Origin of the sequence: Prevotella sp. KH2C16, from assembly GCF_900113305.1 — a bacterium.
GTDB lineage: Bacteria > Bacteroidota > Bacteroidia > Bacteroidales > Bacteroidaceae > Prevotella.
On the sequence record NZ_FOOW01000020.1, the window covers coordinates 24,032 to 45,252 of the forward strand.

Consider the following 21,221-nt stretch of genomic DNA (forward strand, 5'->3'; position numbering starts at 1 on the left):
TGTGTATGAAGTGATACATAGCTTATGAAAGTAGCAGTAATAGGAATAGGTAACGTAGGGGTGGCAATCGCCACTGACTTATCAATCAACGGCCATGATGTTGATTTAATTAAGACGTCTGAAAGAAAGTCGGAAGCATTTGATAGGCTTTTAAGAAATAACAACCGTGTTTATCTGAAAGAAAATACCATCTACACGGAAGCAAAAGTTAATAGCGTTTCTAAAGACCTTGGCAAGATAACCGATGCAGAGGTTGTCATTATCACCATACAAAGCACATATCACGAAGATTTGATTAAGAGAATTAGCCAATACTTGAATAGCAAGCAAGTAGTGCTTGTAATATGCAGTTATATGTCCTCGTTCTACTTCTCGAAGTATTGTTTGGAACTTCCAATGATTGCGGAAGCTACTGGCCCATATTTGGAGGGGCGTGTTGAACTTAACGACAAACCTAACGAGGTGGTTTTCAGAGTAGGTTGCCGGCTTACACGAAGCCCTTTATCTGTATTCCACGATAACAGAAAGGACGAGTGTATGGAGAACCTACAATCCCTTTACAAGGGATTTTCGGCTGATTACTCTGTGATAGAATCAGCTTTGCTCAATCCGAATATGGTTCTTCACACGGTTGGAGCAATAATGAGTATTCCTCGCATTGAGTTCAGCGATGGGAACTTCTGTATGTATCGTGAAGCCTACTCACGCAAGAATAAGGCTACATTGAACATCATGGAGCAGTTGGATAAGGAGAAGATGTATGTCTTAGATGCTCTCGGAGGTAGGAAGATAAACATTTACGATGCAGGAGGTTTTCTTGGAAAAGATCCATTGGAGAGTTTCTACAAGTATTCTGAATCATCGGATAGAGCAATAAGTCCGACCTCTATCCACTCACGCTACATTACGGAAGATGTGTCGCAGGGGCTTGTGCTTTTGGAGGATATTGCACTAAGATTAGACATTATATCTCCAGTTACTTCTGCTCTCATTAGCCTTGCAAGTGCGGCATTGGGAGAGGATTTTAGGAGCAAAGGGCGCACTTTGGAGAAACTTGGTGCTTATCAGTATATTCAACACTTGAAGTATCAAAGATGGGAGAAGCATTAAACGACATAAAGACAAGAACCTTTGGCGTTGAGATTGAAATGTGCAATCTTGATAGGTCAAAGGTTTTTCTGCCGGAAGGATATTCGTGGAGTAAAGACGAGGAAATTGTAAATACAGATGGATCGTCTAACAAGAAATTTGGAGGTGAAATAAATACACCTCCTTTGAGGTTGTGCATGAAAGATTTGCATGACCTCAAATCGCTTTATGGTTCAATGGTTGATGCTGGTGGCAAAATCAAATGGACGGTATATACTCATATACATATATATGCAGGTGATTTGTCCGTAGAGCAACTGAAAAAAGTATTCCTATTTTTCTGCGTTTGCTATCCATATTTTAAGAAATATGCTCAAATATCGAAATGGGACGAAATGGTGCCTATTTTGATGCCGCCACCAACAGAGAAGTATTATCAAGGAGTGCTAAATGCTCAGACTTTCGATGATATGCGAGAGTTGTTTACCAATCAGTCGAAGAAAGGTTTTATCCGCCATGCAGTGAATATTTCCGCTTTTTTTAAGACTAAGACGATTGAGTTTAGGACTTTCCACGGCACCGATGACTTCTATTCTGCGATGAACTGTGTGTATTCTGCATATAGGATATTCTACTATGCAGTAAATAACGAATTAGAGGACTTCAAAAACATTTCATCATACGAAGAATTTAAGGTTGTTACAAAGCTAAAATATAATGTTCCAAGAGAGGTCGTACCCCTTATTTATCAAGGCAACCCATATAGCAATATAGAGACATTTCAGTCGAAATCGTTATCTTACAACTCAAAGCAAGCATCAGCCTTGTATGAAGCGGTAAAAAAGAATGGTCATAAGGAGATATGTATAGTCAATGGCTTTATGTATTACTATGAACTGTTCTTTTATGAGAAGCTGAATATTTCTATATACAGCCAAGACCCATATTGTCATTTATTGTATCTGATAGCTAACGGTAAAGTCACGCTGACCTATAAGAATAAATTGGCATGGTTGGAAGACTATAACGACAAGACTGTTTCAAGGCAGCTTGCACTGGCTCTATATGCAGCAAGCCTGCAAAAGTTCTTTATGAGTAAGAGCGCAAGAAATGACGCTATTTTTGAAGCATTGAAAATCAAGGCTAAGGAATCTATCGAAAAGACGGAGAAAGCCAATGAGAGGTTGCTTAAAATGCTTGCTACTTGCGAATATCATGTAGGTACTTTGCAAGATGCCGTTAATTGCAAAAAGGTGATATTCTTCAATTATGGCAAGGATAAGAAGCAGAAAAGAACATTCAAACTCATTCAAGAAAATAGTGATTTGGATGTGGACTTCTCTGTTGACAGGAATGAGTATTATAACTTAGTAGAAAGTTTGCCAAATGACACATACTTCTATTTTATCAGCAACAGCCCATTTTTGAACAATATGCACAAGTTGGCAATGTTTAATACTTCGGGCGGTGATAGATGGTCTGCAGGAAGATTTTTATATTGCAATAAGCCAAGCAATGTGAGCGAAGTCAGCACTTCGTACAAAGGAAGCCATATAGAGGTAAATGAGGTAGTACCCCCAGACGATTTGGAAATAAGTAATGCTAAAAGTCTGAATGTGGTTAGGGTTAGTCCGGATTACTTATATTGCTTACAGAAGAAATACATCAATAAGGTTGATATGGTAAGTAGATGTACTTACGCTTTTGTGGTTATGTACGACAAATTTACACTTGGTGGGTTCGGTTTTACGCTTCCACAGCATAAAGGGTATGACCTGTTCCAACTGACTGACTTCTGCACAAACAATGCAGTTCCGAGGTTAAGTAAGTTGATTTTGTTCTGCATACAGACCTCGACGGTTCAGAAAGAATTAAGTCGCAGGATGCACAAATTGGTAGAGAAAGTAATCTCTTGTGCTTATACCCACAAGCCTGTGAGCATGAAATACAGGGGTGTATATACGAAAGTAAAAGACCATTGCACTTCCTCCTATCTTGCTTACGAGGGTGTGCTTGGGAAATTTGCCAGCAATAAAGAAGTAATAGACAAGTACCAAAAACTTTTGAAAAATGGAAATTGAAGATAGATGGAAGTATGATAAGGTTGACATAAACCTAATCGACGAGGCAGAACTAAATGCCAACGAAATGAATGGTGAAGACTTCGCCCAGTTGTGTGATAACATTGGGAAGGCAGGGTTAAGTAGCGTGCCATGTTGTTATAAGAAGGCTGACGGAAGATATGTTATGGTCAGCGGCCATCATAGGCTTAGGGCATGCAAAAAGGTTGGCTTTAAGCACCTTGGTATAGTTTATGTTACAGAAGAAGAACTTATGCAAGATGAGGCTATTGCGACTCAGCTTTCTCACAACTCATTGCACGGATACGACAACACAAGCATTTTGAAGAAGATGTTTGAGAAAATTCAGTCAGTGGACTTCAAGCAATTTGCCCATGTGAACATAGACGAGATTTCTCCTGTAAGTACAGACGGAATTAGTGTTTTCGCTTTGAAAGAAAATTTTGTCTTTACGGTTATCCTCTATCCCGATTCTTTTGAAAATTTAGATGAGCTGTTTGGAGATATTCGTGAGCAGGCAAGTAAGAGTGATGCTCTTATCCTTGCAAGCGAAAAGGAGAATGAAAAGTTGCTTTTGAAATTGCAAACAGAGATAGGCAAGCAATACGATATAAAGTCCCCAAGTATCACGTTTGCTAAGCTGTTGGAGTTGGCAAAGGAGCGTTTAACAGAAATTCGTAAGGAAGATGATTTGGTCGGTAGTAAGTAAAAAAGAAATGGAGAATTTTGGCACAGGAAATGTGTTCAAATTCTATCAAGAAGCATTAGGACGAGATAATATCAAACTCGCAGTAGTTGATGAAACGGATAAACTTGATTTCGTTTCAGAAGATGATGTTGTGCTGCTTAGAACAGCAAGTAAGTCCCTCATCGATACTATACGAAAGAAAGGTGTTATGACAACGGCAGAGGATTTCGATACTTATTATCTTGCCAATGACAAATTGCAGGTTAGCAGGTTTCTTCTGAGTAAAGGTATTCATGTTCCAGCGCATCAGTCCATTAATTTTGTGGAAGATGGTAAGGTGTACTTCGTAAAGCCACGATTTGGTAGCGATAGTAAGGGAGTAACTGTTAAAAGCATCTGCAAGTCAAAGGACGAGGTAAGGATGCAAGTTGAGGCCGTCAATAATAGTTGTAGTTGCAAAGCCATTGTAGAAAAATTCATTGAAGGTAAAGAATACACGGTTGCATGCTTCAACATAGGTGGTGAACTACGATGCTTCCCTATCGAGGTGGACTGCAATGAAACTTTCGGAATACAGACATATAAAGGAAAAGCAGAATTTGCAGAATGTGGACTACCATTACAAGATGGTGATCGTAATGAAATAAATTCTATTTCCAAAAGGGTTTTTGAGGCTCTTGGTGTTAAACATCATGCACGGATTGATTTCAGACGGGATAATAATGGAAATTACTATGTTATAGATGTGAATTTGATTCCCGGACTTGGTCCTACTGGCGATTTGGCAAGATGTATGTTATTGTCAGAAAATTATTCATATACAGATACTTTGAATATGGTTATTGAATCAGCAACAAAATTATAAGGTTATGGGAAAGATTGTTTCGATAGAAAAAATGGCTGAGATTTACAAGAAGAAAGGTTGTAACATCACGGCCGCTTGCGCTGCTTTGAATATCACAAGGCAAACATTTTACAACAGAAAAGCAAAGTCAAAGAAACTGCAGGAACTTATCAGTGAAGCCGATGAGTCTTTGTTAGATTTTGCGGAATCAAAGTTGGTAGAGCATATCAACGATGGCGATGTAACATCCTTAATTTTCTTCTTAAAGACTAAGGGTAAAAAGCGTGGATATGTTGAGAAAACTGAACATGATGTTAATGCTAATCCATTCTTGGAATTAATGGAGTCTTTACCTGTTGATGAAGATTGATATAAAATGGCAGAAACGATTTGAGGTTTGGCGAAGCGACTGGAACTTATTTTGCAAAGAAGTTTTGCTTGTAAATCTTGATAAAGAGCAACGAGAGATAATAAGTGCATTACAAACAAACAAAATGATTGCAGTTGCAAGCGGAACGAGTCGCGGCAAGGATTTCGTTGCTGCTTGTGCCGCTATGTGCTTTATGTATCTCACTCCAAGATGGGACAAAAATCATAGACTTGTAGAAAATACTAAGATAGCAATGACCGCTCCAACGGGGCGTCAGTGCATAAACATTATGATACCAGAGGTAAGTCGTTTGTTTAGAAATGCAAAAGTCTTGCCAGGTAGAATGTTGTCTGATGGTATTAGAACGAACAATGCCGAATGGTTTTTGACCGCATTTAAGGCTTCAGATGATAATACAGAGGCTTGGTCTGGCTTTCATGCAGTAAATACGATGTTCATAGTAACAGAAGCTTCAGGTGTAAGCGAAACCACCTTTAACGCTATCGAGGGAAATTTGCAAGGCAATTCACGATTGCTTTTAGTGTTTAACCCAAACGTCACTACTGGATATGCTGCAAAAGCCATGAAGTCTTCTCGTTTCAAGAAGTTTCGTCTAAACTCACTTAATGCTGAAAATGTTGTCAGAAAGCAGAATGTTATCCCCGGCCAAGTCGATTACGAGTGGGTAAAGGATAAGGTAGAAAACTGGTGTACCATTGTTCAAGAGGATGATTTCGATGAGGGTGAGGGAGATTTCAAATGGGAAGGTTTATATTATCGGCCCAACGACTTGTTCCGTATCAAGGTTCTTGGATTATTTCCGAAAGCAACAGAAGATACCCTCATACCTATGTACTGGCTGGAACTTGCACATAAGAGGTGGGAAAAGCTGCAATCAGAGAAGTTTGTGTCAAGGAAACATCCTCTTGTTGGTATTGATGTTGCAGGTATGGGCCGTGATAGCAGTTGTTTTGTCCCACGCTATGGGAACTATGTACCAGAGATTAAAATACATCAGTCTGGAGGAAAGGCTGACCACATGAAAGTAGCTGGCGAAGCTGTACAATGGCTACGTGATGATAAAGCAAAAGTAATGATAGATACCATCGGTGAGGGTGCTGGTGTTTATGCACGCTTGGAGGAACTTGGTTACCATAACGCCTACTCCTGCAAATTCTCAGAGGGAACAAGAGGGCTGCATGATATAACTGGGCTGTATGAGTTTGCCAATATGAGAGCCTATTGCTATTGGGCTGTAAGGGATTGGCTTAACCCGAAGAATGGTTTTAATCCAGCATTACCTCCATGCGACGAGTTAGATGCGGAACTGACAGAAATTCATTGGTCGTTCCAAAGTAGTGGAAGTATTATCATCGAGCCCAAGGAAGATATAAAATCGAGGCTTAAACGAAGTCCGGATAGGGCTGATGCGCTGGCTTCTACTTTCTATCCGAAAGCAAAAGATTATGTAGATGATGCTTGGATATTGCAGAATGTTTTGTAACTTTGTAGCGAAATCTCAGTTTTTCTGACGATTTCATTGCTCTTAGTGTGTTTGTCCGTGATGGATAGACACACTTTTTGTTGCATAACTTAAAGTTAAATAATCTTTAAACCATTAATTTTCAGCGAGTTATATTTGGTCCTTTCGTAAAAAATGGCTACCTTTACATTATAAAAATAAAACAATAACAATTAAAAGTAAGAGCAATGAAAGAGTTAGAAGATTACAATTACAAGGTTACATACTTGGATTATTTGAAATGTATGGCTTTTGTTAGAATAGCTGATGATGCGATTCTATATACAAGCGATAGTGAGCAGTTGGTTACAACTTTTGCAGATGGTTTCTGTACTGCAAAGAACGAAAAGTTTTACATTGAATAAGGCAACGGCAGGCTAACCTCCCTGCCAATAGATGATAGAGCAATGAAGAAGAATCAGAAAATTTTTAGAGTTGTCATCGTAAAAGGTGGCGAAATTATATGGGCAAGTAGTAAGTTCTTCGCAACAGAACAGAGTGCAATCAACGACATAGAAGAACGTGTATCTGAATGGCGAAATACCTATAAGGTTGAAAAGTACTCTCAGCATCCTTGGGATTCTTTTCAAATGAATGAGGGCGAAACGCCAATATGGCTTACAGTACACATGATAGCGAATGTGATAAACGAGAAGAAGTACGCAAAATCAACTTATGGGGTTGTAGAATACGAGTTGATGTAAGGGTAGCAATATGGAATCAATAATAGTTCATCTCAATTCTGTGGTAGCTCATTCTGCTACTAATACTCCAGCTATAAAGTTTAACGAACTAAGGCAGCTTGCGAGGAAAGAAACGGTAGAAATAATTTTCAAAGACGATTGGTGTCGTATCATAGCAAGGCACTCTCGTAAGGTAAAAGTTCCAAAGAAGGCCATTGCTTCATCTGATGGGCTTGTTAAATGGATAGAAGAAAGAATTAAATCAGCATGGAAATAAAATCACAGAAGAAGATATTCAAAGATTAGTTTGTACAGAAAAACAGAAAAGGCAAAAGCCTTGTTGAAAGCAGGGGAGTTCTTGAAGGCACTTGCAATTATTAAAACTTTCAGGCTTGGATTCACTAAAGAAGAAAAGAGAAGTATCGAAATTGCTTACGAATGTTTAAGGGGACATGAGGTTTTCTATCTTTCACTCGTAATAGATGTAGATAAAGAAATTGAACGAACTCGTCAGCTGCTCGTTGATAAGTATTTTTGAGAATTGTTATTGTTAGGCAGTTGTTTGTGAAGATAGCTGCCTTTTTTTGTCCTCTTAAAAAAAGTCATTATTTATTTGTTAATCAAATAATTTTAACTATATTTGTAGCTGTAATTACAAGTATACTTTATGGTTGATTTTAGTTCAATAGATTTTGATAATCGGAATATATCAGAAACCATTTCTTTATTAAAAGATAAGTCGGTATCTGTACCATCGTGGGATAAGCTAAAGAAAGACTACGAGCCTACACTTCATGCTATTTTGTCTGACACAACGACCTTGAAAGACAAAATTAGAAGTGATGGGCAGGTGGATAAGTCGGCTCGTATAATCGTCGGTTTGGAAAAACTGCACGTTAAGAGAATGGCAGAGTTTACATTCTCAATACCTGTTAAGCGTGTGTACTCCAATATTGAAGGCAATGACACAAGAAAGCAAATCAGTAAAGCGATAGAAGCCATTTATCGTAAAGTTCACATATACAGCGAGAATATTAAGCGGGCAAAAGCATTATATGCATCTTGTGAAATATTTACAGTATGGTATGCAGTTAAAAAAACTAATACTCTTTACGGCTTCCAAAGTGATTATAAGTTGAAATGCAAGACTTTTTCTCCTATGAGTGGCGTACACCTCTATCCGTTGCTGAACGAAATGGATGATATGCTCGCGATGTCTTTTGAATATACTAAGAAAGTAAAAGATAAGGAGGTAACTTATTTTGAAACTTACACAGAGGATAAGCACTACATTTGGAAACAAGGTCTTGACAGCGGAGGCTGGGAATCTGTGCTTACGCAAATTACCGAAGATGGAGAAATAGCCAATGGAGAAGATATTGTCTTGAAGAAGATACCAGGTATCTACGCTTGGAAGTCAGAACCTGTCTATGATGGACTGTCTTCGTTTCGATCAGAAATTGAATACTCTCTTTCTCGAAATTCTAACGTTATTGCTTATAATTCAGCTCCGCTTTTGAAAGTGTCTGGTGGCCTTAAAGGTCAAGAAGAAAAGGGAGAGGCGTATCGAATTTTCCGATGTGAAACTGGTGGAGATGTTTCTTATGTATCTTGGTCTCAGTCCATTGAAGCTTTGAAGTACCATGTTGATAAAATGGAGAAGTTGTACTGGGCGCAGGCACAGATACCAGACATTTCATTTGAGAACATGAAAGGGCTTGGAAACATAGGCTATGAAGCACGTCAGGCTTTACTCACAGATGCTCATCTTAGGATTGACGATGAGAAAGAAATGTGGATCGAGTTTCTTGAAAGAGAGTGTAACGTTATTAAGGCTTTTTTGAAAGTGATGAACACAAAGTGGAAAGATGAGATTGATAATGTCGTAGTAGAACATGTGATCACTCCATATATTCAGAATGACGAGCTTGCAGATATAAACAAGAGAATGAAAGCCAACGGCAATAAGCCTATAGAAAGCCAGTTGGAGTCAATTCAGAAGTACGGAAAGAGTTCTGATGCTGCTGCCACATTGAAGCAGATACAGGAGGAAAACGCTGTCGAGGCATCACAGAGTGCTTCTGCATTTAACTTGGATAATCAAGTGTTATGACCATAGAAGAAGCAAAGAGAAAGAAACTTGAAATGGAGCAGAAGATTTCTGCTGCTTTGAAAGAGTTTGAAGAAGCGACAAAAATACAGGTTAAAATAGTGTATTTCTCTCGTTGTACGAAAAGCAATGATTTTGGAGTGGAAGAGGATTATAATTATAATGTAGAAGTTGATATTAAATTATGAAACAGAACATCGCAAAGTTACTCGTAAGATTGGCGAGCAAGATTTATCCTACATACGAGATAAAGCCTGATTATGAGGCAAAGGAAATAGCCATTGCAGTTGCCATCACAAAGAAGAACATTAAGCAGTACAGAAGTTCATGTAAAGATAAGACTTCATATCGAAAGGGTGTTGCTGACATGGTTCGTATTCAGAAAGGTAACAACCATAGCCACATCTTTGAAGCACTTGAAAAGAATTGTCTTATAGAAGATAAGGTGTATCAGAAAGACGGAGAAAAGGTGGTGGAATCACGCTTAAAAGTCTATGTGCGCAAGAGCGAGGAGTAAGGTTGCATCTAAGGAAATTCACTATTGTAGAGAGTGCTCATTTTGCGAAGTAGAAACAAAATTTGAAACACTTAGTTTGAAAGGAGAACCTACTCTCGGAAGATGTCCTCACTACACGAATAAGAAGTATTGCGTGCTATTAAGTCAAAGGGCGTGTGACAAATTCAAAATGAATGGGTAAACCAAGGTTGCCTAATCAGAGAAAGGCATATAAAGAATTGAGTAAACGGCTTGCAGGATATATGATGCAAGTCAGAAGCATATATGAAAGACTTAACGAAAAGGCAGCAGCTATCGTTGAGTCTGTTGATTATGATGGTTCTATTGAGTTTTCTTTTTCTGATTACCCAGAGGTAAAACGTGATTTGCAGTTATTGCAAAGACAGTTTGTAGGTGATATGCAAAGCCTCATCTATTCGGGTACTTCCGCAGAGTGGGCGAATAGTAATCTTTTTCAAAACATCGTAGCGAACAAGGCTTTGAAGTATTATCGTGCGCAGGTTGATGGAGAGAAGTTTAAGCACTATTTTCAAACCAATAGCGACCAACTGCAAGCGTTCCTGGCAAGACGAGACAGAGGATTAAATCTCTCTGCTAAGTTGTGGAATCAGTCGCAGATATACAAGGATTCGCTCGAAGCAACTATCTCTACCGCTGTTGAAAAAGGTATGAGTGCCGTTACCTTATCCAAGCGATTAAGTAAGTATTTACACGACTGGCCGGCACTTCAAGCAGATTATCAAGAGAAGTATAGTAAGGCTACAAGGTGCTATGATTGCGAGTATAGGTCTATCCGTTTGGCAAGGAACGAGATAAGCATTGCTTACAGAACAGCAGAACAAGAACGCTGGAAGCAGTTTGATTTCATTCTCGGATATAAGATTAAGTTGTCAGGCTCACACCCACGATATGATATTTGCGACGATTTGGTTGGCGATTATCCAAAGGATTTCAAGTTTGTCGGGTGGCATCCTAATTGCTTGTGCTACACTGTTCCTATCGTCATGAGCGAGGAAGAGTACTGGTCTGATCACAGAGAGAATAGCCCTAATATGATAACGGTTCCACCTGATAATTTTGGAAAATGGGTTTCAGAAAATTCAGAGAGAATAAATGAAGCACGCAGTCGAGGAACTTTACCTTGTTGGGTTAGGGATAATGAAAAACATATTACTCGTGGATGGAAGAAAGAGTTTGTTTACAACGAAGCTGTTAAGCAGCAGCTTATTCAAAGAGGTTTTTGGTGGCGTAATATGGTTTCTGTGGAAGATTTTCCTAATAGTGCAATTAAGGGATTTGATGTACTGGCATTTGATAAAGTTGTAGAACAGGTTTGTGACAAAAATAGAATATTGATCAAAATTAAGCGAATAGAGGATGCTCTTGACGGGAAAGTTGCACTTAGATACTTGGGGCGTCTTGAAAATGGAAAAGAATTTGAATTATCAAGATACTTTAGGTTTGAAAAAATATCAGGAAAAAATGTCCCAGTGGTAGACCATAAGTTGTTTGTTTTACCAGAAGAATTGCAGGGTAAAGGAATTTCAAAGGAACTCATGTCTGCAATGGTCAAGCAATACAAATCTTGTGGAATAAAAAGAGCTTATATACATGCTAATATTGATGTAGGAGGTTATTGTTGGGCAAAATATGGTGCTGTCGCAGAAAAGAAAGAAGTGGAAATGATAATAGAGAATGCTCTAAATGAGCATAAAATAAGCATTCATGAATATGCGAAAGCTAAGTCTGTGATAGAAAACTATAAAGAGTTAGTTCCGATGCAAAATTTAGCAAATATGTCCTTTGGTAGAAATATGCTAAAAGGCTCATCATGGCAAGGGTATTTAGATTTATCCAACGAAGTGCAGTTTGAATATCTTCGTGATTATTTGCACATTTAATAACTTTTTGTATATATTTGCAGTATGAAAGAGTTGAAAGAAGAACTGACAGCAAAGATGCACTCTGAATTTACAGTGAGTAAAGAAACAGAGATTAAGCATAAAGCAGGTTCTATGTGGAGTGTTGCAGGATTTGATTGCGATGGAACCACAATGAAAGAGTGGTGTGGCTTTTACGGGATAACCCCTCAACAAGCCCTTAAGTACAAAGACTATTGGAGAAAACTCTCAGAAAAGTAAAGGCGGTGTAACAACCGCCTTTATGATATTGTTATTTGAAAGCCTTTCCTAATCTGTCGCCAACGACTGCTCCGTCTTGGAACTCTGACGTTGAATAATCTACCACAGCACACATTTTTATGTCATAAGCACCGTGCTTGATTGCATCATTTAGATAGTATCTTGCAAGAGCATCGTAATTTTGCCCTTCTATTGCATCAATAGCAATTATTAGTACATGAACATCCGTTACCGTTGCTTTAAGAACGCTTGTTCCAGAAATGCTTTCTGCATATCTTACCGCTGCATGAGAAAGCTTTTTATTACCACCACATGCGAATAGTATGAGCGATAATAATATAAGGAAAAGATATTTTTTCATAATGTTTGCTTTGAAATTTGCAAATAGTCTAAAAATCAGAATTAGGCTCAATGTAGTGAATGGGGCCGTAATACAACACGGCATCATATTTTTTTTCGTTTTTATTATGGAATATGAAAATTTTACCAAGTGGAGCTTCTTTGTTTAATGGATTTTCCCCAAACTCATACCGTTTGAAACCTTTTTCATCTATGTACTCTGTAAAGCTGTCAAAATACTTGTCTCTTATTGCTTTTGCAAATTCCTCTCTCTTTTTCTTTGCTTCGACAGCAGTTAATTCTACGTCAGAGAAAGCTGCTGCTGACAAATAAGATTTGTTTTCCTTGAACTGGAAATAAAAAACACCAAGCCCAAATGGAATGTTCCCTATATATCCATTAGTTACAATTATTCTCCCGTCTTGCTCCCACGTATTATCTCCGACATTCCTTTTAATTAGCGACTGTTTTACGTCTTCGTAGGAACACCCAAAAGGAATTCCTAACACAGATTGTCCAATAGATGACAATGATATAAGTAATAATGCTAAAGCTAATAGATATTTTTTCACGATTTATTTTGTTTTGAAATTAACAATTCGATTTTCTTCAAACGTTCCTTGTATTTTGTTTCAGGAAATAGAGATATTGCTTTGATTGCAACACGTTTCTCGCTTTCGTAGTCTTTTGCCTTGCGGTATAAAACAAGCAACCTATCAAAAGAGTGTCTTGCAGGGTAGCAGTCCCCTTTTATGTTGTCTTCATATACTGATATTGCTTCGCTAATTTTTCCTTGCTTCTCAAGCTTAATACCCTTATTATTTAGCTCTACACATTTGTATAACTTTTCCGTTCTTTTTTTTCGTTCAACTCTTTTTGCTTCCAATTCGTCAAGCCGATATTTAGGAAAAGATATATACCCTTTACTGTCCTCTGTAAGCCAGTACAAGTCTTCTGGTATTATTCCTCCTTCCATGAATTCCTGTATAAAGTCCATACGTCTGACCTTTACGTATCCATTTGTAAGGTTAATCACTTTCATTGCTCTTTGTGTTTGATTAGTAATGCAAATATAGTAAAATTGTTTGATTTTACCAAATTCCAAGAGAAAAGTTATTTATATTATTTGATGGCATGTAAAACACATATCTTTAAAGTTAAATAACCTTTAACTTGTTGATTTTCAGTAAGTTATATTTGGTAATCTCGCAAAAAATGACTACCTTTACATTATCAAAATAAAACAATAACAATTAAAATTAAAGAGCAATGAAGAAGTCGGAATTTGTTGAAATCGAGAGAAAGATTAAAAGTGAGTTAGAGAATACTTTTATGCTATACAACTCAGGAAAGTTAAGCAAATATTCTTTTCAGATATTCCTAAAGGGTGTTCTCGAAATTTCTCCTAAATACTTCCTCACTGAAGAAGGTAATCTTATTAAGTTAGAAGATTTTGAAGTTGAAGAATACAAAGATTTTGTTATCTCGGAAATTATAGATGATATTGATAACTGGGGCAATAGATGTATGGATACAATTAATGGCAGTAATTCTTTTATTTGGTCGTTCGTTTCAGATGAAATTTTTTACTAATGACTAATATTTAAGATCAATGGATTTATTTACAAAGAATACGGATTTTTACCCCACACCAATAGAGGTTATCAATACAATGATGCTCGGTGAGGATTTTATCGGCAAGACTATACTTGAGCCGTCTGCCGGAAGTGGAAATATTGTAAAGTGGCTGAAAGAGAATGGAGTCGGAGAAGTTATTGCTTGCGAAAATGACCCTACGCTGTGCAAACTACTGCAAGGTGAGTGCGAGCTTATAGCAGAAGATTTCCTTTCTGTCAAAGCAGAAGATATTAGTCATGTGGATTTTATCGTGATGAACCCTCCATTTAGCGATGGAGTAAAGCACATCAAGCATGCTTTTGAAATAGCACCGGCAGGGTGTACCATTATTTCTCTGTGCAACAGTTCAAATCTCGAACATAGATATACAGGTGCAATGAAGGAGTTATACGAGCTTGTAGAGTTGTATGGTTGTTCTGAATATCTCGGAACTGTGTTTGACACTGCAGAGCGGAAAACCAATGTTGGCGTTTCTCTTATCAAGCTATACAAGGAGGGAGAAAACGAAGATGAGTTCGACGGATATATGTTCTCTGATGAGGAAGATAGTCTTGACAGAAACGAAACGGAGGGTATTGTTCAGTATAACGTAGTAAGGGATATGGTAAACCGTTATACCGCCGCGGTTAAGTTGTTTGATGAAACAATGGAAGCTGCAAACAAGATTAACGAGGTGGCTAAATTCTCAGATGAAAGATTTGATTATATCCCAATCCGTTTTGCAACAGTTGATACAAAAGGTTCTGCTGTAAATATTACTCGTCAGCAGTATAAGAAACAACTACAAAAGTATTATTGGCGTATCATCTTCTCGAAACTGAATATGGAGAAGTATGCTACCAATAGCTTGCGTGAACAAATTAATAAGTTCATTGAAAAACAGGTTAATGTTCCGTTTACTATGCACAATATTTATCAAGTGGTAAGCATGGTAGTACAGACAACAGGTCAGCGTATGGATAAGGCGTTATTGGAGGCGTTCGACCTGATTTGCTCTTTCTCCGCAGAAAACTCAACGGCTGGGGAGAAGTGGAAGACCAATGCCAATTATATGGTTAATCGAAAGTTTATCGTTCCATATGTTGTTGATTACGACTCTCGTTATAGCAGCCTTTACGGACATTTGAGGTTACATTATGGAGGCAATGAGTATAAGATTGAAGACGTTGTAAAAGCTCTGTGCTATATCACAGGAACGAATTATGATAGTATTCAAAATCTACATCGGTTTGTCGATAACAATAAAATGTCTTATGGCACTTGGTATGAGTGGGCGTTCTTTAGGATTAAAGGTTTCAAGAAAGGAACGATGCACTTTGAGTTCCTTGATGAAGATGTATGGATGAAATTTAATCAAGCAGTTGCTAAACAAAGAGGCTGGGTGCTGCCAAAGAAAAGTAAAAAGAAATAAAGTTTTATTTTATCACTCATTTAGGTGGTAGGTGTATCATGCACTTGCCACTTTTTTGTGTTCAAAAAAACCATGCAAAATATTTTTCTTAATTTTATTTGTTAATCAAATAAATTTAAGTATATTTGTAGTCGAAAGCGTGTGAAGTTGCACGCAACAGAACTGGTCGTAATTTCATTGCTCTAACGGTGTAGTTCTACCGACTATGGTCTGCTTGCGTTCACTCGCATTGCAGGCCATTTTTTTATTTATAAATAAATCGCAATGAAGAAACATTTTAGGAAAGTGTTGGAAGCACTGAAAACAAGTAAGGACATTAAGGCGCTTGGGTTCAGTCGCAGAGAGTTGAAGGGTGTTGCTGCCAAGATTGCCGACAAACTTGACTCCGAGATTAAAGAAGATGCAACTGATGATGAAATTCAGGAAGCAGTAGACGATGCCATTGATGCCGCTCTGCCATTCCTCCAGTTCTCACAGACGGTATCAGAACGCCGTGTCCAGTCTTACAAGGAAGCTCACCCTGCTAACGAGGAAGATGATGAGGAATACGATGATGACGATGACGAGCCAGCAACTCGTAAGAATCGTAAGAGTCAGACTTCCAAGAAAGGCAAGAAGAGCGAGGATGAAGACGGTGAGGAATCTTCACTTGCCAAGGCTCTGAAACCATTGATGGATAAACTCGATGGCATGCAGTCTGAGATTACAGCATTGAAGAGCGGCAAGACAGCCGACAGCCGTAAGGCCAAGCTCGAAAAACTGCTGAAGAATACAGGTAAGTTCGGTGAGAGAACGCTCAAAGCCTTCAACCGTATGTCATTCAAGGATGATGAGGAGTTTGAGGATTTCTACGACGAGGTCGAAGCAGACCTTGAAACAGAGAACCAAGAACGTGCCAATCGTGGGCTTGACAAATTGGGTGCACCCGATGCTACTGCCGGAGCTGCAAACAAGCGAGCTAAAAAGAATGACGAAGAGGTAATGTCCGATGATGAGGTAAAGGAGCTGGCTAAACTTTAATCATCGAAAAGTTTAAGTTTAATTTTAACACAAATGGGTGCAAAAGCAAATTTAGCAAACGAGCCGACCAAGATTGTAACTGGTATCGACTCTGTTGTTATCCGTCAGTACAATGGCGGTATTGCAGGTGGCCGCACGCTTGATATGACAGACTTCAAGGAGGATGTTATCAAGGCTGGTCATCTTGTAATCCGCACACTTGATGAGGATAATGTGAATTACGTCTACAAGCCTATGCCTGTTGATGGTGGGGCTTATAAGGCTCTTCCAGAAAAGCATGAGTATGTAGGTGTTGTTGTCTGCTCCAAGCCAGCCAACGAGCCTCTTGTTGGCGTGATGGATGACGGACGTGTGAACGACAAGGCTATGCCTTATCCTATCACGGAGGAAATGCGGAAAGCTATCAAGACGGCTATCCCTACTCTTATTTTTGAACACGATTAACAAAGGAGGTAAGAAATGAAAGAATCACTTTTTATCCAGTTCATTGCCAGCATCTGGCCTAAGCTGGGTCTTTACATCAAGGAGAAGGAGGCTCCGGTAAAGCGCACTTACCTCCACAAGACTATGCTCACTCCTGTGTATAGTTCAGACCAGAAGTGGGAGGGAACATCTGCAAAGACAACCTACGTTGCTGCTGATATGGTAGCAATGGATTCTCCGCTGCCTATCAAGAAGCGTGGTACACTTGCTACTTCCAATGGTAAGTTGCCAAAGGTCGGTATGAAGAAGATTCTTCGTGAGACAGAGATTAACGCTCTTAATATCATGAATGCCCACTATGAAATGACCAAAGATCCAGATGCAAAGAAAGCAGAGAAACAGCGTATTCTCACGAAGCTGCTGAATGATGGTGAAGCTTGCTCTATTGGTATTGACGAGAAAAACGAAGCAAACTTCCTTACAGCTTTGTCTGATGGCGTGATGCTTGTTGAGGATGAGGATAACATAGGCACTGGCTTGCGTGTTGACTTCGGCTATCTTGATGAGAATACCTTTGGAACAATCGTCAAGGGTCATGTAAGCTACGAGGATATTGAGAACATCAAGAGTAAGGCTGATGCAGATGGCAATACCATCACTACTCTTATGCTCGCAAAGTCTAAGCTGAATGAAATCCGAAAGGAGCGTTGGGCTCGTGAGTTGGTTGCCGATGCAGACGATAAGGTTTACACAGATGATTCTACTCTGAAAGTTCCATCAGTCAAGAAGTTTACAGAAGCATTTGAAGATGAGTTTGACATCAAACTGCAAGTCGTCGATCGCTCTGTTATCTTCGAGAAGAATGGTGTTCAGAAGAGCAAGAAGCCGTGGAACGCAGACAGAATGGTATTCCTCTGCTCTGATGTGGTAGGCTCGCTCGTATGGGGTTCACTCGCAGAAGCTACGAATCCTGTTGAGGGTGTCAAGTATGTTACCGTTGATCAGTATAAGTTAATTAGCAAGTTTTCCAAGACAGACCCATTGCAGGAGTTTACCAATGGTCAGTCACTTGTTCTTCCTGTTATCGAAGATGTGGATAAGATTTATGTTCTTGACTGCACAGAAACAAAGTCTGCTGAGGTTGATACCACAGCGGAGCAGTCTGATGCATCTGATGAGTTCACTACCGTAAACGGTAAGAAGTACAAGAAAGCAGACCTTGTCGCTCAACTGAAAGCTCTTGGCGTGAAGATTGCCAAGAATGCAAAGGATGAGACGGTTATCGCTGCCGTCAATGCTTTGAGTGATGAACAGGAGGAAACTCTTTTCGCTAACGTAGAATCCGTATAATTATGAAGACAGTCTTGCAAGCACTCCGTGATGAGGTACATTACCCTATTCCAGTAGGGTTTGTAGAGAATAAACTCATAGAACGCCAGTTGGATGGCGATGTTGAATATTCGTATGAAATAGCGCAGTCCAACGAGTGGAAAGGTGCGCTTGCAGACTGTCTTTATTCTCTTCTGCAAGCCGTGAATTATTCGGAATCTGACAAGAGCGTAGGAGTTCTATCGGATAAGGATAAGGAACGGCTATTGGTTCGCATAAACTCATTGTATAAGTCTATTGGTGAAGCCACGGTAAACCTTGGTCAGCCGATGGTATATATCGGAGAATGATATGGCTGTACTTGATTTTGCCGCACATACACTCAGCTATCAGATTGTAACGCAGGGGCATGAAGACCCGGAAACTGGCGACTATGTAAAAGGTCAAACATCTTGGGTTGATAATGCCTACAAATGCGATATAGTCCCTGCTGGCAAGGCAAATGGAATTGCTATCCCAGATGGGAGCGTACAGACATACTCATACACCGTGTATAACCTGCCACAGGATTGTCGTGAGTTTTTGTACGGAGAGAAAATCCGCATCAATTTCTACGGCAAAGGAGAAGGCAAGGTCTTTACAGTGTTAGGTTTCCACCGCTACCAGCATCAGTGCAAGATTTGGATTTGAAATGGCAATACGAATGGTAACACCTGCAAGCGCAGTAGATAAAATCCTCTACAAGGCATTTGAGATTTTGAAAAATGAAATCTCTATGTGTCTTGCGAAGTTGGGTGAGGAATGTATTGTCAAAATCAGAGACAGGTCGGGTGAGGAAAGTTGGTATGACCAAACTGGCAATCTCCGTTCGTCAATCGGCTATGCTGTTTATGACCACGGAGTAAAGCAACTGCAATCTGCTTTCAGAACTGTTTTACAAGGCAGTGAGGGAAGTTCGGAGGGTCAGAAGATGATAAGCCAGTTAGGAAAGGAATACTCCAGCACCTACGCATTGGTAGTGGTAGCCGGAATGAACTATGCAGACCATGTGGAAGCTCTCGAGAACAAGGATGTATTGGCATCGACGGAACTTTGGGCTAAGGGCGTTATCAACGCCCGGCTTGAAAGAGCCAAGAAGGCCGCTATTGTCAAGATTGAAAAATTGGTAGCATGAAATCAGATATAGACATTAAGGATGACCTTTGGAAAGTAATCAATAAGTCTTCCCTCCTTAAAGAGGTAACAGGCAAGTTGAAGAAAACCTCAGTACGTCCGAAAGGTTCACGCAGTGAGGATATAGTTATCTCCATTCTTGCTAATGATACCAAGCAGAAGCAAGTCGCTTATGTAAATGTCAATATCTATGTTGCCGATGACGATGTAAGCGGACAAAACGAGGAACAGACAGCCCGATTACGAAAACTCTGTCAGATGTCATTCGACCTTTTCGACAACGTGCGAGGAAACGACTTCCGCCTATCTCTCACAGACCCAAACTTTGAATGTGGTCAGAGAGTGATAGAATCGGCAGGAACTTCAGAACACGTGATAAACAATAAAATTTTATATCAAATCATAAACGAATAAAGTTATGTCAAAACCGATTGGATGGGGCAAGTGTCATATTATTACCAAAGACCTTGATACCCCAAGTGCAAAGTGGACAAAGATTGGAACTCCGAAAGAGAATACAACTAAGCTCACGCCTACTAAGGGCGACAAGAAAGAAGCCCCTATTGAGGGTGGTGAGAACGAGGCAGTAAAGTATTCTGCTAACAAGTATGTGCTTGAATATGTATTGCGCCGTCTTGCAGGGCGCAAGAAGCCTTTCAAGGATGCAAATGGTGTAATAGCACACCGCTATGCAATCTTCGTTCAGCCAGAGGATATTACTGTTCCCGGCCCTCGCATGGACAACACCGTTGTATCTCTTGCTGATGAGTTTGGAACAGAGGAAGGCGGGTTGCTCACTTACAACCACGACGGACTGAAACCTGACAGTGGTAATATCGTCAAGTGGAGCACTATCGCTACAGACCTCTCTACAATCGCAGAGGGTGAAACTCTCGAAGATACAGCGGTAGTATTTACTGATGTAGATGCTGATTAAGGTAATCAGATTGTAGGATAACGGACAATGCGGAAAGACGCATGACAGCACGGACAGACGGCAATATCGCAGGTTGGAGAAGCGGTATCTCATTACGCTCATAACGTAAAGAACGGTGGTTCGATTCCACCACCTGCAACTAAATGATTCGACTATGGATAAAGACAAGCAATTAGAGTTAGATATTGCCGACACCATCATAGACAGGCCTAAAGGTTTCAGTGTTGGTCGTCGGCATTTTTATTTATACCCTGTTACCCTCGGTAAGATGCACTTACAGCAGAGAGTAACAGAAAGCCTTGATTTGAACAAAGAACTATTACAGGTCAGTCCATACGCAGAAGCATTAAGGCTCGTAGAGACAAAGAAAGAGGAATGTTGTCTGTTGCTTGCATATCATACCTTACAGACTAAGAAAGAAGTATTAAGCAACCGAACGGTTACTATCCGTAAAAACATCTTTCTGCGCGAAATGGATAATGAGGACATAGCAACTCTTATCCTCGCTTGTCTAACGAACGACAAGACAACATTATTCATCCAGCACTTTGGTATAGACAAGGAGATAGAAAGAATGTCTGAGATAGCAAAGGCAAAGGAAAGCAAAAATACTTTCAGCTTTGGGGGTAAGTCTATCTACGGCACTCTCATAGATGCTGCTTGCGAGAGGTACAAATGGACTTTCGACTATGTGCTTTGGGAGATAAGCTACACAAATCTCATGCTCCTTATGAAAGATAAAGTAACATCGCTCTATCTCACAGACGAAGAAATGAAGAAAATTCATATCAACAACATTTCAGAGTTCGTAGACGGAAACAGCAAGGCTGCTGTGATGAACGCCATACAGGGAATGAGTTGGAAATAAAAGATATACACCTTTACGGAATAGACTATATAAAAAAG

General features: G+C 39.5%; 29 protein-coding genes and 1 tRNA gene. 27 read left to right on the forward strand and 3 right to left on the reverse strand.

Annotated features, from left to right (window positions below):
- Positions 1-24: 24 nt before the first annotated feature.
- The 15 genes from BM114_RS11230 (at position 25) to BM114_RS11290 (ending at position 12,045) form a co-directional block, all read left to right on the forward strand.
- Positions 25-1,110, forward strand: coding sequence for an NAD/NADP-dependent octopine/nopaline dehydrogenase family protein (locus BM114_RS11230; protein ID WP_092113480.1), 1,086 nt, complete (start codon positions 25-27; stop codon positions 1,108-1,110).
- Complete coding sequence (locus tag BM114_RS11235) at positions 1,095-3,170, forward strand: GNAT-like putative antirestriction protein (RefSeq protein WP_092113481.1); 2,076 nt, start codon at positions 1,095-1,097, stop codon at positions 3,168-3,170. Before BM114_RS11230 ends, BM114_RS11235 begins: the two co-directional genes overlap by 16 nt.
- Complete coding sequence (locus tag BM114_RS11240; RefSeq protein WP_092113483.1) at positions 3,160-3,879, forward strand: ParB/RepB/Spo0J family partition protein; 720 nt, start codon at positions 3,160-3,162, stop codon at positions 3,877-3,879. The genes BM114_RS11235 and BM114_RS11240 overlap by 11 nt, the downstream gene beginning before the upstream one ends.
- Entirely contained in the window at positions 3,857-4,723 is an 867-nt protein-coding gene (locus tag BM114_RS11245) for an ATP-grasp domain-containing protein (RefSeq protein WP_092113484.1), read from the forward strand. The genes BM114_RS11240 and BM114_RS11245 overlap by 23 nt, the downstream gene beginning before the upstream one ends.
- A gap of 4 nt (positions 4,724-4,727) precedes the next feature.
- On the forward strand, positions 4,728-5,072 hold the full coding sequence (locus BM114_RS11250; RefSeq protein WP_143089321.1) for a hypothetical protein: 345 nt from the start codon (positions 4,728-4,730) through the stop codon (positions 5,070-5,072).
- Positions 5,062-6,576 carry a hypothetical protein gene (locus BM114_RS11255; protein WP_177207109.1) on the forward strand — a complete coding sequence of 505 codons (1,515 nt, stop codon included), beginning with the start codon at positions 5,062-5,064 and terminating at the stop codon, positions 6,574-6,576. The genes BM114_RS11250 and BM114_RS11255 overlap by 11 nt, the downstream gene beginning before the upstream one ends.
- A gap of 206 nt (positions 6,577-6,782) precedes the next feature.
- Entirely contained in the window at positions 6,783-6,959 is a 177-nt protein-coding gene (locus tag BM114_RS14445; RefSeq protein WP_177207106.1) for a hypothetical protein, read from the forward strand.
- 42 nt (positions 6,960-7,001) lie between these two features.
- Positions 7,002-7,298 carry a hypothetical protein gene (locus tag BM114_RS11260; RefSeq protein WP_092113487.1) on the forward strand — a complete coding sequence of 99 codons (297 nt, stop codon included), beginning with the start codon at positions 7,002-7,004 and terminating at the stop codon, positions 7,296-7,298.
- Positions 7,299-7,308: 10 nt separating this feature from the next.
- Positions 7,309-7,554, forward strand: a complete 246-nt coding sequence (locus tag BM114_RS14175; protein ID WP_143089322.1) for a hypothetical protein — start codon at positions 7,309-7,311, stop codon at positions 7,552-7,554.
- Positions 7,555-7,584: 30 nt separating this feature from the next.
- Positions 7,585-7,815 (forward strand): hypothetical protein, encoded by a 231-nt coding sequence (locus BM114_RS11265; protein WP_092113489.1) that lies wholly within the window; start codon positions 7,585-7,587, stop codon positions 7,813-7,815.
- Positions 7,816-7,944: 129 nt separating this feature from the next.
- Positions 7,945-9,390 carry a phage portal protein gene (locus BM114_RS11270; protein WP_092113491.1) on the forward strand — a complete coding sequence of 482 codons (1,446 nt, stop codon included), beginning with the start codon at positions 7,945-7,947 and terminating at the stop codon, positions 9,388-9,390.
- The gene (locus BM114_RS11275; RefSeq protein ID WP_092113492.1) at positions 9,387-9,575 is read left to right on the forward strand and encodes a hypothetical protein; all 189 of its coding nucleotides are present in this window, start codon (positions 9,387-9,389) and stop codon (positions 9,573-9,575) included. Before BM114_RS11270 ends, BM114_RS11275 begins: the two co-directional genes overlap by 4 nt.
- Complete coding sequence (locus BM114_RS11280) at positions 9,572-9,904, forward strand: hypothetical protein (RefSeq protein ID WP_092113494.1); 333 nt, start codon at positions 9,572-9,574, stop codon at positions 9,902-9,904. The genes BM114_RS11275 and BM114_RS11280 overlap by 4 nt, the downstream gene beginning before the upstream one ends.
- A gap of 173 nt (positions 9,905-10,077) precedes the next feature.
- Complete coding sequence (locus tag BM114_RS14450) at positions 10,078-11,805, forward strand: GNAT family N-acetyltransferase (protein WP_177207107.1); 1,728 nt, start codon at positions 10,078-10,080, stop codon at positions 11,803-11,805.
- A gap of 24 nt (positions 11,806-11,829) precedes the next feature.
- Complete coding sequence (locus BM114_RS11290) at positions 11,830-12,045, forward strand: hypothetical protein (protein ID WP_092113496.1); 216 nt, start codon at positions 11,830-11,832, stop codon at positions 12,043-12,045.
- A gap of 31 nt (positions 12,046-12,076) precedes the next feature.
- Here BM114_RS11290 and BM114_RS11295 read toward each other — a convergent pair whose 3' ends face one another.
- From BM114_RS11295 to BM114_RS11305, 3 genes are read right to left on the reverse strand one after another with little or no spacing between them, the layout of a single operon-like run.
- The gene (locus BM114_RS11295; RefSeq protein ID WP_092113497.1) at positions 12,077-12,406 is read right to left on the reverse strand and encodes a hypothetical protein; all 330 of its coding nucleotides are present in this window, start codon (positions 12,404-12,406) and stop codon (positions 12,077-12,079) included.
- 28 nt (positions 12,407-12,434) lie between these two features.
- Complete coding sequence (locus tag BM114_RS11300) at positions 12,435-12,956, reverse strand: hypothetical protein (RefSeq protein ID WP_143089323.1); 522 nt, start codon at positions 12,954-12,956, stop codon at positions 12,435-12,437.
- Positions 12,953-13,426 (reverse strand): hypothetical protein, encoded by a 474-nt coding sequence (locus BM114_RS11305; RefSeq protein WP_092113501.1) that lies wholly within the window; start codon positions 13,424-13,426, stop codon positions 12,953-12,955. Before BM114_RS11305 ends, BM114_RS11300 begins: the two co-directional genes overlap by 4 nt.
- Before the next feature lie 227 nt (positions 13,427-13,653).
- Between BM114_RS11305 and BM114_RS11310 the strand changes: the two genes are divergently transcribed.
- The 12 genes from BM114_RS11310 to BM114_RS11365 all read left to right on the forward strand — a co-directional run bounded on the left by BM114_RS11310 (position 13,654) and on the right by BM114_RS11365 (position 21,183).
- Positions 13,654-13,977, forward strand: coding sequence for a hypothetical protein (locus BM114_RS11310; RefSeq protein ID WP_092113503.1), 324 nt, complete (start codon positions 13,654-13,656; stop codon positions 13,975-13,977).
- A 19-nt stretch (positions 13,978-13,996) separates the two neighbouring features.
- The gene (locus BM114_RS11315; protein WP_092113505.1) at positions 13,997-15,433 is read left to right on the forward strand and encodes a class I SAM-dependent methyltransferase; all 1,437 of its coding nucleotides are present in this window, start codon (positions 13,997-13,999) and stop codon (positions 15,431-15,433) included.
- Positions 15,434-15,697: 264 nt separating this feature from the next.
- Complete coding sequence (locus BM114_RS11320; RefSeq protein WP_092113506.1) at positions 15,698-16,453, forward strand: hypothetical protein; 756 nt, start codon at positions 15,698-15,700, stop codon at positions 16,451-16,453.
- Between the two features lie 33 nt (positions 16,454-16,486).
- Complete coding sequence (locus BM114_RS11325) at positions 16,487-16,897, forward strand: hypothetical protein (RefSeq protein WP_092113507.1); 411 nt, start codon at positions 16,487-16,489, stop codon at positions 16,895-16,897.
- A 15-nt stretch (positions 16,898-16,912) separates the two neighbouring features.
- On the forward strand, positions 16,913-18,226 hold the full coding sequence (locus tag BM114_RS11330; RefSeq protein ID WP_092113509.1) for a major capsid protein: 1,314 nt from the start codon (positions 16,913-16,915) through the stop codon (positions 18,224-18,226).
- A 2-nt stretch (positions 18,227-18,228) separates the two neighbouring features.
- Positions 18,229-18,555, forward strand: a complete 327-nt coding sequence (locus tag BM114_RS11335) for a hypothetical protein (protein ID WP_092113511.1) — start codon at positions 18,229-18,231, stop codon at positions 18,553-18,555.
- Between the two features lies 1 nt (position 18,556).
- Positions 18,557-18,895: a hypothetical protein gene (locus BM114_RS11340; RefSeq protein ID WP_092113512.1), complete on the forward strand. Its 339-nt coding sequence runs from the start codon at positions 18,557-18,559 to the stop codon at positions 18,893-18,895.
- Between the two features lies 1 nt (position 18,896).
- Positions 18,897-19,379 carry a hypothetical protein gene (locus tag BM114_RS11345; RefSeq protein WP_177207108.1) on the forward strand — a complete coding sequence of 161 codons (483 nt, stop codon included), beginning with the start codon at positions 18,897-18,899 and terminating at the stop codon, positions 19,377-19,379.
- Positions 19,376-19,792, forward strand: a complete 417-nt coding sequence (locus BM114_RS11350; RefSeq protein WP_092113514.1) for a hypothetical protein — start codon at positions 19,376-19,378, stop codon at positions 19,790-19,792. The genes BM114_RS11345 and BM114_RS11350 overlap by 4 nt, the downstream gene beginning before the upstream one ends.
- Before the next feature lie 4 nt (positions 19,793-19,796).
- Positions 19,797-20,315, forward strand: coding sequence for a hypothetical protein (locus BM114_RS11355; RefSeq protein WP_092113516.1), 519 nt, complete (start codon positions 19,797-19,799; stop codon positions 20,313-20,315).
- A 67-nt stretch (positions 20,316-20,382) separates the two neighbouring features.
- Positions 20,383-20,454, forward strand: a tRNA-Met gene (locus BM114_RS11360).
- Between the two features lie 15 nt (positions 20,455-20,469).
- On the forward strand, positions 20,470-21,183 hold the full coding sequence (locus BM114_RS11365) for a hypothetical protein (RefSeq protein ID WP_092113518.1): 714 nt from the start codon (positions 20,470-20,472) through the stop codon (positions 21,181-21,183).
- The last annotated feature ends 38 nt before the right edge of the window (positions 21,184-21,221 follow it).

What these genes read in the sequence shown, in the direction of transcription:
- BM114_RS11230 (WP_092113480.1), top strand. Translation starts at nt 25, where the DNA reads ATGAAAGTAGCAGTAATAGGAATAGGTAACGTAGGGGTGGCAATCGCC.
- BM114_RS11235 (WP_092113481.1), top strand. Translation starts at nt 1,095, where the DNA reads ATGGGAGAAGCATTAAACGACATAAAGACAAGAACCTTTGGCGTTGAG.
- BM114_RS11240 (WP_092113483.1), top strand. Translation starts at nt 3,160, where the DNA reads ATGGAAATTGAAGATAGATGGAAGTATGATAAGGTTGACATAAACCTA.
- BM114_RS11245 (WP_092113484.1), top strand. Translation starts at nt 3,857, where the DNA reads ATGATTTGGTCGGTAGTAAGTAAAAAAGAAATGGAGAATTTTGGCACA.
- BM114_RS11250 (WP_143089321.1), top strand. Translation starts at nt 4,728, where the DNA reads ATGGGAAAGATTGTTTCGATAGAAAAAATGGCTGAGATTTACAAGAAG.
- BM114_RS11255 (WP_177207109.1), top strand. Translation starts at nt 5,062, where the DNA reads ATGAAGATTGATATAAAATGGCAGAAACGATTTGAGGTTTGGCGAAGC.
- BM114_RS14445 (WP_177207106.1), top strand. Translation starts at nt 6,783, where the DNA reads ATGAAAGAGTTAGAAGATTACAATTACAAGGTTACATACTTGGATTAT.
- BM114_RS11260 (WP_092113487.1), top strand. Translation starts at nt 7,002, where the DNA reads ATGAAGAAGAATCAGAAAATTTTTAGAGTTGTCATCGTAAAAGGTGGC.
- BM114_RS14175 (WP_143089322.1), top strand. Translation starts at nt 7,309, where the DNA reads ATGGAATCAATAATAGTTCATCTCAATTCTGTGGTAGCTCATTCTGCT.
- BM114_RS11270 (WP_092113491.1), top strand. Translation starts at nt 7,945, where the DNA reads ATGGTTGATTTTAGTTCAATAGATTTTGATAATCGGAATATATCAGAA.
- BM114_RS11275 (WP_092113492.1), top strand. Translation starts at nt 9,387, where the DNA reads ATGACCATAGAAGAAGCAAAGAGAAAGAAACTTGAAATGGAGCAGAAG.
- BM114_RS11280 (WP_092113494.1), top strand. Translation starts at nt 9,572, where the DNA reads ATGAAACAGAACATCGCAAAGTTACTCGTAAGATTGGCGAGCAAGATT.
- BM114_RS14450 (WP_177207107.1), top strand. Translation starts at nt 10,078, where the DNA reads ATGGGTAAACCAAGGTTGCCTAATCAGAGAAAGGCATATAAAGAATTG.
- BM114_RS11290 (WP_092113496.1), top strand. Translation starts at nt 11,830, where the DNA reads ATGAAAGAGTTGAAAGAAGAACTGACAGCAAAGATGCACTCTGAATTT.
- BM114_RS11295 (WP_092113497.1), bottom strand. Translation starts at nt 12,406, where the DNA reads ATGAAAAAATATCTTTTCCTTATATTATTATCGCTCATACTATTCGCA.
- BM114_RS11305 (WP_092113501.1), bottom strand. Translation starts at nt 13,426, where the DNA reads ATGAAAGTGATTAACCTTACAAATGGATACGTAAAGGTCAGACGTATG.
- BM114_RS11310 (WP_092113503.1), top strand. Translation starts at nt 13,654, where the DNA reads ATGAAGAAGTCGGAATTTGTTGAAATCGAGAGAAAGATTAAAAGTGAG.
- BM114_RS11315 (WP_092113505.1), top strand. Translation starts at nt 13,997, where the DNA reads ATGGATTTATTTACAAAGAATACGGATTTTTACCCCACACCAATAGAG.
- BM114_RS11320 (WP_092113506.1), top strand. Translation starts at nt 15,698, where the DNA reads ATGAAGAAACATTTTAGGAAAGTGTTGGAAGCACTGAAAACAAGTAAG.
- BM114_RS11325 (WP_092113507.1), top strand. Translation starts at nt 16,487, where the DNA reads ATGGGTGCAAAAGCAAATTTAGCAAACGAGCCGACCAAGATTGTAACT.
- BM114_RS11330 (WP_092113509.1), top strand. Translation starts at nt 16,913, where the DNA reads ATGAAAGAATCACTTTTTATCCAGTTCATTGCCAGCATCTGGCCTAAG.
- BM114_RS11335 (WP_092113511.1), top strand. Translation starts at nt 18,229, where the DNA reads ATGAAGACAGTCTTGCAAGCACTCCGTGATGAGGTACATTACCCTATT.
- BM114_RS11340 (WP_092113512.1), top strand. Translation starts at nt 18,557, where the DNA reads ATGGCTGTACTTGATTTTGCCGCACATACACTCAGCTATCAGATTGTA.
- BM114_RS11345 (WP_177207108.1), top strand. Translation starts at nt 18,897, where the DNA reads ATGGCAATACGAATGGTAACACCTGCAAGCGCAGTAGATAAAATCCTC.
- BM114_RS11350 (WP_092113514.1), top strand. Translation starts at nt 19,376, where the DNA reads ATGAAATCAGATATAGACATTAAGGATGACCTTTGGAAAGTAATCAAT.
- BM114_RS11355 (WP_092113516.1), top strand. Translation starts at nt 19,797, where the DNA reads ATGTCAAAACCGATTGGATGGGGCAAGTGTCATATTATTACCAAAGAC.
- BM114_RS11365 (WP_092113518.1), top strand. Translation starts at nt 20,470, where the DNA reads ATGGATAAAGACAAGCAATTAGAGTTAGATATTGCCGACACCATCATA.